Source organism: Cyclobacteriaceae bacterium (assembly GCA_030584025.1).
GTDB lineage: Bacteria > Bacteroidota > Bacteroidia > Cytophagales > Cyclobacteriaceae > UBA2336.
This window is the reverse complement of record CP129487.1, coordinates 891,079-903,902: the sequence shown is the minus strand read 5'-3', so window position 1 is coordinate 903,902 and position 12,824 is coordinate 891,079. Positions and strand designations below refer to the sequence as shown.

Genomic DNA, 12,824 nt, shown 5'->3' with positions numbered 1-12,824 from the left:
GATCAGGGGTTAAAAAGGTGGCTCTAATCTACGCCACGGCTTTCACATCTGTAAAGGTAAACTTCATGGAGTTCTTAACCTTATCTTTCAGTAAGGCAATTTTCAGTACATCCGCAACGGAATCCACATAATGAAAGACAAGCCCTTTGATGTAATGCTGTTCGATCTCATCAATGTCGCGCTTATTCTTTGCGCTGAGAATAATCTCCTTGATACCGCTTCGTTTGGCAGCCAGTATTTTTTCTTTGATCCCCCCAACCGGCAACACTTTTCCACGCAGCGTAATTTCACCGGTCATGGCTACCTTAGCTTTTACCTTGCGCTGGGTGTAAATGGAAGCCAGCGAAGTGAACATGGTAATACCTGCCGATGGTCCATCTTTCGGAACCGCACCAGCCGGCACGTGAATGTGCAGGTCGTACTGCTGAAAAATACGGTGATCAATACCTAACTCTTCCGCATGGGATTTTAAGTACGAGAGCGCAGCCATCGCAGACTCCTTCATCACATCACCCAACTGACCTGAGATGGTAAGGGCGCCTTTTCCTTTGCTCAGGCTTGATTCTACAAACAGAATTTCGCCACCCACCTGCGTCCAGGCCAAACCGGTTACCACACCGGCAATATCATTACCCTGATAAAGTTCCCCGTCAAAAATTTCAGCGCCCAGTACTTTGCGAATGGTTTCTTCCGTAATCTCTTTATCAAATGCATCTTCCATCGCCACCGACTTGGCCACATGGCGCACAATGCTTCCGATTTTTCGCTCCAGGTTACGTACACCTGACTCACGCGTATAGCTGTCAATAATTTTAGCGATGGCCTTCTTCGAGAATTTAACGTCTGAAGTTTTTAAACCATGTTCTTCCAATTGTTTGGGAACCAGGTGACGAACCGCTATTTCAATTTTCTCCTCCTGCGTATACCCGGTTATCTCAATGATCTCCATCCGGTCGCGCAAAGCAGGGTGAATGGTATCCAACGAGTTGGCTGTGGCGATGAACAACACCTTCGATAAATCGTACTCAACTTCCAGGTAGTTATCGCCAAATGTGCTGTTCTGTTCCGGATCGAGTACTTCCAGCAAAGCCGAAGACGGATCGCCACGAAAATCTGAACGCACCTTATCAATCTCATCCAGGATAAACACCGGATTACCCGATTGCGCCTTCTTGATGTTTTGCAACACCTTACCCGCCATCGCACCGATGTACGTTCTGCGGTGCCCGCGTATTTCTGCTTCATCGTGCACGCCCCCTAACGACATGCGCACATATTTGCGGTTCAATGCCTTGGCGATGGATCGGCCCAGCGAGGTTTTACCCACACCCGGAGGTCCGTACAAACACAAAATGGGGCCTTTCATATCTTGCTTCAACTTGAGTACAGCCAGGTATTCGAGTATTCGTGTCTTCACCTTCTCCAACCCGAAATGATCTTTATCCAAAATCTTCCGGGCCTTTTTCAAATCAAAATCATCGATGGTGTATTCCTGCCAGGGAAGGTCTAGTAAAAACTCAACATAATTCATGGCGATGGGATAATCTGGCGCGGCCGGGTTGGTGCGCAACAGTTTATCCAATTCCTTATTAAAATGATCTGCTACCGACTTGGGCCATTTCTTTCCTTCACCTTTCTTCCGCAGCTCTTCAATTTCTTTGTCGGGTGTATCGTACCCCAACTCATCCTGAAGCACTTTTATTTGCTGACGCAAAAAGTAATCGCGTTGTTGCTGATCAATATCGGTATGAACCTTCTTTTGAATCTCATGCTTGATCTCCAACATCTGAATTTCGCGCAACATAAACTGAAGCAACAAGGTACCCCGGTCGATGATGTTTTGCGTTTCAAGAATGCGTTGCTTCTCACCTACTTCCACGTTCAGGTTTGATGACAGGAAGTGAATTAAAAAAGCTGTGCTGTGAATGTTATCCAACGCAACATGTGCTTCCTGCGGAATCTCCGGATTCAGTTTCAGGATTTTAAAAGCTGCATCCTTAAGCGATTGCACCAACGCCTTCACTTCTTTATTGTTGGCATCAGGTGAATCATCGTGTTGCAGGTCTATCTGTGCGGTAAGAAAAGGTTCTTCCTGCACAAACTCCTTGATCTGAAAACGATTTTTTCCTTGTATGATGATCGTGGTATTCCCATCCGGCAACACCAGCATCTTGATAATGCGCGCTACCGTTCCGGTTCTGTAAATATCATCGATAGATGGTTCCTCGGCCTGCGCATTCTTTTGCGCCAACACACCAATGATCTTATTACCCTGGTAGGCCTTCTTCACCAACTTGATGGACTTCTGCCGGCCAACGGTAATGGGTATTACCACCCCAGGAAAAAGCACCGTATTTTTTATGGGAAGAATGGAAAGTTCTTCAGGTAAATCGGTCGGTTTTAAATCACTTTCTTGTTCAGGGTTAATCAACTGAATCAAATCATCCGTCTCGTCCTGAACCATCTGAATAGGCAATGCATTAAACATATATAGGTGTCAAATTGGCACAAAGCCAATGGAATTAATACTAAAAAACCAATGCGCCCTTAAAGGACAATAGTAATGCCAAGCCGGTCTGCAGGCCTGCCGGGCAGGTTGTAAAAGAAGCAAAATTATGTCAACTTTAACGATAAGACTCGGCTTCAACCAACCCGGATGTTGTGAAAAAGCATTTTTTAATCTTTCTACCGGCATTTTTACTGTTACTTTCTCTTCCGGCAACTGGCCAAAAACCCGATCGGAAGTTCAAAAAAGGCGGTGTTGTTCAATTAAACGATACCCTGACAACATACAGCCAATCTGACATCTTTAATTTTCCGAACATCAACAACGTTTCCTTCTATTCGGATAAAAAATCGCTTGAAAAAATTGCTGCCATCCCGAAAGATAATGGCAACCAAACACATTACAACTTATTGAAAGCCTATGTTCAACAGTTTGGTGTTGAGAATTTTTCACGCAACACCAACATGCTTTGGCAACTGGCTAAACTTTCTGAGAAGTTTGGTCCACCGGGAGAAGCGGTGCTACTTTACAAATTAGTTTTGAAACATCACCAGCAAGATATTGATGGCCGACAGGTACGACAAGAATATGATAGCCTTACCAAATACCAGAGCGATTACTATGTGCCGTTGAAATACTATTACGAACTAGTGGAGTACCGAAAGGAAATTGATACGCTGCGCCCCCCACAAGGTGTATTACTCAACATGGGCATTCAGGTAAACTCGCCCAAAGCGGATTACGGACCCACCATCGGAAACGTAGATACCGTTTTACTTTTTACATCCAAACGCAACCTGCACACGCAAACACTGGAAAGAAGATACGATGAAGATTTGTTTTACAGCGTGCAGGAATTTGACATGTGGATGGATGCTGTTCCTTTCAATACCATCAACACCAGTTACAACGAAGGTTCGGCTTGCCTGAGCAAAGACGGTAAGCAACTTTATTTTGCACGATGTGATTCACCCGATTCAAAAGGCAGCTGCGATATTTTTGTGGCCGATAGAAAAGAAGACAACAGTTGGGGCAACGTGCGTAACCTAGGCGATAACATCAACACCGTATTTTGGGATTCACATCCTTCCCTCTCGCACACAGGCGATACACTTTTCTTTTCTTCCGATCGGAAAGGTGGTTTTGGGATGACCGATATTTACTTCAGCATAAAAGATAAAGACGGAAACTGGCAACCGGCTAAAAATATGGGGCCGATTATCAACACACGCGGGCAGGAAGTGAGCCCGTTCTTTCACCATAAATTCAATGTGTTGTATTTCAGTTCCAACGGACATCCGTTAAACTTTGGTGATTTTGATATTTTTAAAACTTACAAGCAGAATGGCAATTGGGCCGAACCCAAAAATGTTGGTCCACTGGTAAACGGTGCCGGAAGTGAATACTATTTCACCATTGATTCCAAATCGGAAAAATTATATTATGCCCGGTCGGAAGGTGATGATCCGGCCAACCTGGATCTTCACTCCTTTCCGGTACCGATGGAAGCGCAACCGGAAGCCATCGCAACCTTAAAGGGTTCGCTTACCAACAGCCAAACCGGCAAGCCGATGAAAGGTATTGTTTCCATCATCGATTTGGACAAAGGTGTGGAAGTGGCCCCTAAGTTTTTGCGGCCTGATGGCACGTTTGATTTTAAGCTGATCAACAAACGGAATTATTTGTTAATCATCCAAGGCGATGACTTCTTCCGCATTGAAGAAATTTTCTTTATGGATGGCGACATGGAAATCAATAAAGAAACCGAACCGATTGAAAGCAAGATTGCATTTAAGTCGCTGGAGTTTGAAAGTGGAAAGGCTGATATTTTATCTTCCATGCATGAAGACTTAAGCAAACTCGGAAACTTTATGCTCGATCATCCGCATATTGATCTAACCATCAGCGGGCACACCGATTCAGAAGGAAAACCGGAAGCCAACCTTCGCCTGTCGCAGGAACGTGCCGATGCGATTAAAGCCTACCTGGTTTACGAGTATAAGGTTCCTTCCTCGCGCATTACGGCCATTGGGTATGGGGGCTCAAAACCCATTGTTGAAGAGAAAACAGATGACGACCGCAGACTAAACCGCAGGGTTGAGTTTGAAATAAAGAATAAGATTGACTAATTTAAAATCATGAAAGCACTACATACCCTATTGGTTGTCTGCTGTTTCGCAACGGCATCAGCACAAGAAATCAATTTAATCACTACCACAACTGAAAAACCCTTGTTTGTGGTTAATGGCAAACATACCACGTACGATGATTTGAGTTATATTAAACCCAACGACATTGAATCGATTCATGTATTGAAAAATGAAAAAGCAATTGATCAGTTCGGTGAAGCTGGAAAGAATGGTGTGGTAGTGATTACGCTTAAAAATTTCAAAAAGCCAGAATTAACTCCTGAAGTAACAGAAGAACGCGTTGAGCAAAATCCTAGTGCATTTTTTTACTCTCCTTCAACGGGTGTTCAACCCCTTTTTGTGCTTGACGGAAAAATCATTCAACAGGCAGATGTTGAAAAGATTGACACGAGAAATATTGAATCAATCGATGTATTGAAAGGCGAAAAAGCTACCGATCAATACAGGGATAAGGGCAAAAATGGTGTAGTAGTGATCAAATCTAAAAAAGCACCAATGAAAATCCGGCAATCGGACAAGGAATAATTCCATTAAAAAAACCAACCCAACAAAAAAGCCCCACATGTTGTGGGGCTTCCTGTTTTAGGTAATCTGTGTCTATCAGAACAATTTTATAATATCGTTCGCGAAAATAAGTACCATTAGTGTTAGTAAAAACACCATCCCGATTTTCTGTGCAGTCTCTAAAAACTTATCCGATGGTTTTCTTCGTGCTATCATCTCATAGCTTAAAAACATAACATGTCCGCCATCCAACGCAGGAATGGGCAACAGGTTCATGAATGCCAATACCAACGACAGCACTCCGGTTAACGACCAGAAACGTTCCCAATCCCACACCGTTCCATAAGCCTGCATGATTCCGATTGGACCAGAAAGCGATTCACGAGGAGAAAGCACACCTGAAATAACTTTACCAAATGCCTTTACCTGAACCACCAATGTGGTAAAGGCACGCTCAGTACCTAACGGAATAGACTCAAGGAAACCATAATTCATTTGTTTCTCAATTGTCTCCTCAAGCATTTTTGTATCGGCCCTAAAACCAATTGACTTCTGATCTTTAAACGATTCTTTAAAAGTGATTGTCTGGCCTGCGCGAAGTACCCCCAACTGAATAGAATCACCGGTGGCTTTCACGGCAGCATTCACTTCATCAATATACGAAACCGGCTGTCCGTTAACTTCCACAATTTTATCACCTGCCTGCAAACCCATACGATCTGCCAGTGTTTGTTTGCTCACCTCTGCGATAACCGGTGCTACGCGAAACGAAACAAACGTTCCCACACCCTCGCGTTTATTGAACTTCTGAATAAAATCGGGAGGAATGTTGATGTCGATTAATTTTCCATCCCGTTCAATGGTGTAATAGGCGTTATCGGCTAATAGTGTTTCAGGCTTGATGATATCTTGCAGGTATTCAAAATCCTGTCCGTTGATTTTTACAATCTTATCTCCGGTTTTTAACCCGATGCTCTCTCCTACCGGGCCAACCTGAAAACCACCATTTTCATTGATGACATCTTTCAGAAAATAGATTTCACCAAATGTGTAGGTAACCCCAATAAAGATGAGAATACCCACCACTACATTAACGAAAATTCCTCCCAGCATCACAATGAGGCGTTGCCAGGCTGGCTTAGATCGGAATTCCCACGGCTGGGGCTCTTTATTCATGGTCTCCGTATCAAGTGATTCGTCAATCATGCCCGAAATTTTTACGTAGCCACCCAGCGGAATGGCACTTATGGCATATTCGGTTTCACCCTTTTTAAAGGAAATAAGTTTTGGCGGAAAGCCGATTGAAAATTGTTCCACCCGCATACCAAAATATTTGGCCGCCAGCAGGTGACCCATTTCGTGTACAGCTACTAAAATTGAAATGCTCAACAACAATTGAGCAAGCGATACCATCCAATCCATCAGTTTATCAGTTCTAAAGCTCTAATTCGTGTTTCGTTATCCGTGTTTACGTAATCGTCAAAAGAAGGGTGCTGAATAAAAGACGCTTTTTCCAGGCATTTTTCCACTACATCCGGCATAGCGAGAAAACCAATTCTGTCCTGTAAAAATTCAGCCACCACCACCTCATTTGCGGCATTCAGCACGCACGGCATGTTTCCTCCCCGTTTAAGGGCTTCAAAGGAAAGTGCAAGATTACGAAAAGTTTCCGTATCGGGCTTCTCGAATGTGAGGGCCGGGTAATTCACAAAATCAAAGCGCGGCAAATCGGATTTAAAACGTTCCGGATAGGTAAGTGCAAACTGAATGGGCAACCGCATATCGGGTAAGCCCATTTGCGCTTTCATTGATCCATCTTCAAATTGAACAATAGAATGAATAATCGATTGCGGATGCACCACCACCTCTACCTGTTCAGCCGAAAGGCCAAACAGCCATTTGGCTTCAATCACTTCCAATCCCTTATTCATCAATGTAGCTGAATCAATGGTGATTTTGGCACCCATCGTCCAGTTGGGATGCTTCAACGCTTGCGCCTTGGTTACCGCTAACAGTTCTTGCCGTTTTTTTCCACGAAAGGGGCCACCCGAAGCAGTCAGAATGATCTTTTCGATTTTGTTATGAAACTCCCCGACAATGCATTGAAAAATGGCCGAGTGTTCAGAGTCTACCGGGTAAATATTTACACCTTTTTCCTTTGCCAATGATGTAATCAGCTCACCGGCCACAACCAGTGTTTCCTTGTTGGCTAAGGCAATGGGTTTACCAGCCTCAATCGCTTTGATGGTTGGCTTTAATCCGGAATATCCTACCAGAGCGGTGAGCACAATGTCGATGCTTTCCATCTGCACCACCGAACACAATGCACTTTCACCGGCATAAACTTTTATGTTATGAGGCGAAAGGGCAGCTTTCACTTTTTCATAGTGATCTTCATTGCCGATTACCACCACATTGGGTTTAAAGTCAATGGCTTGTTGAATCAATAAGTCGGCATTGTTTTGCGCGGTGAGTACCTCTACTTCAAATTTATCGGGATAGGCGCGCACGACTTCCAACGCTTGCGTGCCGATGGAGCCGGTAGAGCCAAGAAGAGCTATGTTTTTTTTAGGTTGCAATTGATGAATCAAACAAGTAAAGAGTGGCGAATGTTACAACTTATTTTGCAAATCAAGTAATTGATCTTTCAATATCATTAAATCAACCGCAACAACTTGCCAGACTGCAGGAAGGTCAATACCAAAATATTCATGAATTATTTTATTGCGCATAGCACCTATCTTTCGCCATGGAATATGCAAATTAGATTCTTTAAACGATTCCTCAAATTTTTTACTTGCCTCCCCTATCACCTGAATGTTTCTGATTACCGCATCTTGAATAAGAAAATTTGTATAGAATTCTTCCTCAGAAATATCCCTGGTATACTGCTCAATTCTTGAAATAGAATTTAGCATATGAAGAATGTAGATCTCCGGGCTTTTCACTGCAGAATAAATTGCAAGTCCTTCTCTACATATGGACGAATCAACGGGTTAAGAGACCGTTCTGTAATTAAGTCCACTTTAATGCCCAACGCGTCCGATAGTTCCTGTTCCACACCTACTATGTCCAGCAGCGAGACTTTATTTGAACTGTCCAGAAAAATTAAAATATCCAGATCGCTGGCAGCTCTTTGCTCACTACGAGCATAAGAACCAAATACACCAATTTTTTGGGGTGACAAAGCCCGCAGGTGGTTAATAATCAAGGCCTTTTGCTGATCAGTTATCATTATGCAAATTTACTCAATTTCCGGCTTTCTTTAACCTGCCATTTGACCAAACTACACATCAGTCGTATAAGCCTTAAATTTCTGCATGGATAAGGAAATCGAGTTCAACCTGATTGAGCGATCAGCAAAGGGTAACACAGAAGCTTTTCGTGCATTGGTTGAAGCCAATCAGGCATTTGCCATTTCCCTCGCCTCGCGCTTTGTGCGCGAAATAACCGATGCAGAAGACATTGTGCAGGAGGCCTTTATACGGGTGTGGAAAAACCTGAACCGATACGATTTTAATTTCCGCTTTAAAACATGGCTGGGAAAAATTGTAACGAACCTATGCCTGGATGCAGGGAAATCAGCAAAGTATCGACAAACATTAACGCTTGATGACACAGTACCACATCAGGCAAACGAAAACGCAACAAACGAATTGGAACATGAAGAGCTACGAAACATCATTTTACACCTGGCCACTCAACTTACACCTAAACAGCAAGCTGTTTTTGTATTACGCGATTTGGAGCAACTTGAACCAGATGAGGTGTGTAAAGCACTCGATATGAGCAATGGCAACATGAAGAGCAACCTGTACTACGCCCGGGTACACATTAAAGCCGGACTTGAAAAATATTACAATACAAACCACAAAATATAAGCGAGCTATGAAATGCAGGGAATATGAACAATCGATTTACCTGTGGGAAGAAATTTCATCCGCAGAAAAAGAAATCGTAAGCAAACATATGGAAACTTGCCCGACTTGTGCAGAATTGTTTCAGCAAGTTCAGTTGATGCAGCAACGGGTTAGTGAAGTCTCAAAAAACAAAACTAAAGCACCTCATGCCGCACAACTTACCTCACGCATTATGCAGGCGGTGCATGAACAGCAACAACGTTCACACACAACACGGTTAACGTCAGTATTCTCTCCATTCCAACTGGTTCGATATGCGTGTGCAACACTCTCTTTGGTTTTAGCGATAAGCTTTGGTCTGGAGTATACCCATACAGGAACCCAACAGAAAACACAAATAACAACACTGGAAGAAGGAGTCATTTTGAACTCAGCAATCATTCGTTCGTCAGCAGCAGATCGAAAAAAACGAAAATCAATTTTTAGTACGTGTAAGACACCATTTACTAATCAATTGGCGTACAAAGAATGTATTAAACAACAATTCCAATAAGAAACCATGAAAACTACAACCATATTTTACACCCTGCTTACACTGATCTTACTAACAGCTTGCGAAAATCCCATCGCATTCAAGACTATTGTGCATGAAGATGGTTCCCTCGACAAAACCATTGTGTTGGAGAAAACCGGTAAAGACAAAGCCGAACAAAATTACTTTGGCATTAATAAGCAAAGTGGTTGGATTGTTGAGATTACTGAAAATAAATCAGAAAAGGAAAAAGACAATGACAAATTCCGGATCGCTTTCAGTAAACATTTCAATTCGGTTAATGATGTAAATAATGAACTTGATCGGCAGGCTGATACGTTATTTCAGATTCATTCAACATTCGACAAAAAATTCCGGTGGTTTTATACCTACATCCATTACACAGAAACCATTCGTCCGATTAACCGCTTTACCCTCACCCCTGTTGAAAACTTTTTCAACCAGGAAGATTTCTCGTTCATTGATCGACTTCCGGGTGAAGGCACCCCCATATCAAAAGCCGACAGTGTGTACCTGGAAGTGTTGAACGAAAAAATATCTAGTCTTTTTGTCAAAATGGCCTTATTCGATGAAGCCAATCACATGATTAAAACGGTAATCGCCAAAAACAACCTCGACAAAAGATGGCTGGACACACTGGATCAAAATAAAGAGTTGATTTATCGTATTATCGATGATCCGAAAAGCGAAAACAACATACCCGCTCAAATTGCAGATACACTTGGTATTCCGCTCGACAAGGATCAGGCGGGTAAAGATTTTGAAGCATTAAGCAAAAAATTTGAGTCACGCCTGAATTTTATGAGCTACGCATACGATGGCGGAAAATATGTAAACGAAATTCATCTCCCGTGGGAAATCATCCATACCAATGCTGATTCAGTTGTTCAAAACGTGGCCGTTTGGAAACCGCTAGCCACCAAGTTTGCCCTTCGCGAGTACACTATGTATGCCGAATGTCGTCAGATGAACTTGTGGGCTGTACTGGTTTCGGTTGGCATAGGAATACTTACCCTATGGCTCTTTCTAAAGAAGCGATAAGCCTGAGTATTTTTTGCGCTTTAGCGATGTTTGGGATCGGATAAATCAAGGTACTGATCGGGAAATTCAGCTAACGGAAACAAGGCCAATATGGTGCGCAAGGCATCCAGATCAACGCCTTCACCGCTCACAATCAAATAGAATCTGTTCTTGATGCCGAGTAAAACCTGTGAAGAATTGTTGAGTTTATGGTAATGCTCCCAACCCCTGTTTTCGATCCACAAAAATGATCGCTGCGACACGGTATCCGTCTCCACTTCAGGCAGGTTTGACCATTTGCCGGTCGCCTGTGAATACATAATGGGCGCATTATTATAATCGAATAATAAAATGGTAACCTTTCGTTTATTTTTAATAAAGCTTTGCTCAACCATCGAATACGTAAGTGTTCCAATTTTGATGGTTCTGCCTTTGTGTTGGTCAACACTATTAAATCCCTCTACTTTTTTTGGAATTAATTTGATCATTTCATCAGGTGGCATGATCGAATTGCCTTGTCCGAAAAGAAGGATTGATTGACACACCAGCACTATGGTAAAGGCGTAGTTCAAATGAAAGCGAGGGTGAGGTTCATGCAGGAGTTGTAATCTAAAATCAGACTTTAAATGATTGAAGTGCATCCGCAATTTTTCGATCGTTCGATAAACGAGGAACTTTGTTTTGGCCACCCAGTTTGCCTTGCGATTTCATGTATTCGATAAACGATTGCGGTTTAAGGGAGGTGATTTTCAGCGTTTGCAAAATGTTTCCGGTAATCAAATCATCGTAATATACATTTAACGAACGTAATTGATTGTCCAACTCAAGCGAAAAGGCAGCCATATCCGCAGGCGGATTTGAAAACTCAACAAACCATTCGTGATGCGGCAATCCGTTAGCTGGTGTTACCTGTGGCGCAACCGTAAACTCAATCAGCTCCACTTCCGGAAATTTCTTCCGCGCCTGGTTCATGGCTTTCTCCACTTCCTCCCCGATTACGTGTTCACCAAAAGCAGAAATAAAATGCTTGATCCTGCCCGTTACCAATAACCGGTACGGATTTTTAGAAACAAACTTTACGGTATCGCCAATGGAGTATCCCCAAAGCCCGGCATTGCTGTTGATGATCAGGGCATAATTTTTTCCAAGTTCCACTTCATCAATGCGTAGGCGTGTAGGGTTTGCGGTGAAATATTCTTCTGTAGGAATAAATTCGAAGAACATGCCGTTGTTCAACAGCAACAATAATCCCGGATCATGCTGCGAATCCTGGTAAGCAATAAATCCTTCGGATGCCGGGTAGGTTTCTATTGAATCAACTTTTTTACCAATAGATTCTTCCAGCTTGGCGCGATAGGGTTCAAAGTTTACCCCACCATATACAAACACGGAAAAATTGGGGAACACATCTTTTATCTTCTTTCCCGTTCGTGCATGAATGCGATCAAAATACATCTGCACCCAGGGCGGAATACCGGAAATAAGCGTCATGTTCGCGTCAAGGGTTTCATCGATGATGCGCTCCAGTTTTTCTTCCCAATCTTCAATGCAATTGGTTTGGTATGATGGCTTTTGATTTGTACGCAAATAACCCGGCACCAGGTGATTGGAAATCCCTGACAGCCTGCCGGTTTTTATTCCCGCAGTTTCATCCATCTCCGGACTACCCGAAAGAAAAATCAGGTTGCCATCCAGGAATGAAGCATTGCCCGTTTCATGTACATAGCTCAAGGTTGAATTTCTTGCGCTGGTAAAATGACTAAACTTCGACTCGTGTGAGATAGGAATATATTTTGTTCCCGATGTTGTACCCGATGTCTTGGCCAGGTAAGCCGGTTTGCCTTTCCACAATACGTTGGCTTCTCCTTTCAGGATGCGTTCAACATAAGGCTTCAGCTCTTCATAATCCCGTACCGGCACCTGCTTTTTAAAATCATCATATGTGCGAATGGCCTCAAAGTCATGATCTCTTCCAAATGCTGTGTACTTGGCTTGCTCTATAAGGCTCAACATAATGTTGTGCTGATACAAGGCCGGATTAAGCGACCACTTTCGTGTTTGAGCCGCCACATAGGCAGCGAATGGTTTTGCCAGGAGAGAACGAATACCCATATGTTGTAAAAGTAGTGACGAAATTGCAAATACGAATGACAGATGGTGAACTACCGGATGGGGTAATCCGTTAATATTGACAGAAATTTTTCAAGTGGTTCAACTTTTGCTTGTTCAGG

General features: G+C 43.0%; 12 protein-coding genes. 5 read left to right on the top strand and 7 right to left on the bottom strand.

Features of this window, described 5'->3' with window-relative positions:
- Positions 1–28: 28 nt before the first annotated feature.
- A complete protein-coding gene (gene lon / locus QY309_04330) occupies positions 29–2,488 on the bottom strand; it encodes an endopeptidase La (protein WKZ60707.1) in 2,460 nt (819 codons plus the stop codon).
- A gap of 173 nt (positions 2,489–2,661) precedes the next feature.
- On the opposite strand from lon, the gene QY309_04325 reads away from it, so the two are divergent.
- Together QY309_04325 and QY309_04320 are read left to right on the top strand one after the other, a co-directional pair.
- The gene (locus tag QY309_04325; protein ID WKZ60706.1) at positions 2,662–4,635 is read left to right on the top strand and encodes an OmpA family protein; all 1,974 of its coding nucleotides are present in this window, start codon (positions 2,662–2,664) and stop codon (positions 4,633–4,635) included.
- 9 nt (positions 4,636–4,644) lie between these two features.
- Entirely contained in the window at positions 4,645–5,181 is a 537-nt protein-coding gene (locus QY309_04320; GenBank protein ID WKZ60705.1) for a hypothetical protein, read from the top strand.
- A gap of 75 nt (positions 5,182–5,256) precedes the next feature.
- Here QY309_04320 and rseP read toward each other — a convergent pair whose 3' ends face one another.
- From rseP to QY309_04300, 4 genes are read right to left on the bottom strand one after another with little or no spacing between them, the layout of a single operon-like run.
- Positions 5,257–6,582: an RIP metalloprotease RseP gene (gene rseP, locus QY309_04315; GenBank protein WKZ60704.1), complete on the bottom strand. Its 1,326-nt coding sequence runs from the start codon at positions 6,580–6,582 to the stop codon at positions 5,257–5,259.
- Complete coding sequence (locus QY309_04310) at positions 6,582–7,739, bottom strand: 1-deoxy-D-xylulose-5-phosphate reductoisomerase (GenBank protein ID WKZ61680.1); 1,158 nt, start codon at positions 7,737–7,739, stop codon at positions 6,582–6,584. Before QY309_04310 ends, rseP begins: the two co-directional genes overlap by 1 nt.
- Before the next feature lie 33 nt (positions 7,740–7,772).
- A complete protein-coding gene (locus QY309_04305) occupies positions 7,773–8,078 on the bottom strand; it encodes a DUF86 domain-containing protein (protein ID WKZ60703.1) in 306 nt (101 codons plus the stop codon).
- A gap of 26 nt (positions 8,079–8,104) precedes the next feature.
- Positions 8,105–8,395, bottom strand: a complete 291-nt coding sequence (locus QY309_04300; GenBank protein ID WKZ60702.1) for a nucleotidyltransferase family protein — start codon at positions 8,393–8,395, stop codon at positions 8,105–8,107.
- A gap of 85 nt (positions 8,396–8,480) precedes the next feature.
- Between QY309_04300 and QY309_04295 the strand changes: the two genes are divergently transcribed.
- The 3 genes from QY309_04295 to QY309_04285 are packed head-to-tail and all read left to right on the top strand — an operon-like array spanning position 8,481 to position 10,614.
- Positions 8,481–9,041 carry an RNA polymerase sigma factor gene (locus QY309_04295; protein WKZ60701.1) on the top strand — a complete coding sequence of 187 codons (561 nt, stop codon included), beginning with the start codon at positions 8,481–8,483 and terminating at the stop codon, positions 9,039–9,041.
- A complete protein-coding gene (locus QY309_04290; GenBank protein ID WKZ60700.1) occupies positions 9,007–9,573 on the top strand; it encodes a hypothetical protein in 567 nt (188 codons plus the stop codon). The genes QY309_04295 and QY309_04290 overlap by 35 nt, the downstream gene beginning before the upstream one ends.
- 6 nt (positions 9,574–9,579) lie before the next feature.
- Entirely contained in the window at positions 9,580–10,614 is a 1,035-nt protein-coding gene (locus QY309_04285; protein ID WKZ60699.1) for a hypothetical protein, read from the top strand.
- A gap of 20 nt (positions 10,615–10,634) precedes the next feature.
- Here QY309_04285 and QY309_04280 read toward each other — a convergent pair whose 3' ends face one another.
- Together QY309_04280 and QY309_04275 are read right to left on the bottom strand one after the other, a co-directional pair.
- Positions 10,635–11,081: a hypothetical protein gene (locus tag QY309_04280; protein ID WKZ60698.1), complete on the bottom strand. Its 447-nt coding sequence runs from the start codon at positions 11,079–11,081 to the stop codon at positions 10,635–10,637.
- Between the two features lie 127 nt (positions 11,082–11,208).
- Positions 11,209–12,705 (bottom strand): GH3 auxin-responsive promoter family protein, encoded by a 1,497-nt coding sequence (locus tag QY309_04275; protein WKZ60697.1) that lies wholly within the window; start codon positions 12,703–12,705, stop codon positions 11,209–11,211.
- Between the last annotated feature and the right edge of the window lie 119 nt (positions 12,706–12,824).

Bases quoted from the DNA above. Each gene is read 5' to 3' on its own strand.
- QY309_04300 (WKZ60702.1), bottom strand. From the start codon at position 8,395: ATGATAACTGATCAGCAAAAGGCCTTGATTATTAACCACCTGCGGGCT.
- QY309_04275 (WKZ60697.1), bottom strand. From the start codon at position 12,705: ATGGGTATTCGTTCTCTCCTGGCAAAACCATTCGCTGCCTATGTGGCG.
- lon (WKZ60707.1), bottom strand. From the start codon at position 2,488: ATGTTTAATGCATTGCCTATTCAGATGGTTCAGGACGAGACGGATGAT.
- QY309_04295 (WKZ60701.1), top strand. From the start codon at position 8,481: ATGGATAAGGAAATCGAGTTCAACCTGATTGAGCGATCAGCAAAGGGT.
- QY309_04320 (WKZ60705.1), top strand. From the start codon at position 4,645: ATGAAAGCACTACATACCCTATTGGTTGTCTGCTGTTTCGCAACGGCA.
- QY309_04280 (WKZ60698.1), bottom strand. From the start codon at position 11,081: ATGATCAAATTAATTCCAAAAAAAGTAGAGGGATTTAATAGTGTTGAC.
- QY309_04285 (WKZ60699.1), top strand. From the start codon at position 9,580: ATGAAAACTACAACCATATTTTACACCCTGCTTACACTGATCTTACTA.
- QY309_04305 (WKZ60703.1), bottom strand. From the start codon at position 8,078: ATGCTAAATTCTATTTCAAGAATTGAGCAGTATACCAGGGATATTTCT.
- rseP (WKZ60704.1), bottom strand. From the start codon at position 6,582: ATGGATTGGATGGTATCGCTTGCTCAATTGTTGTTGAGCATTTCAATT.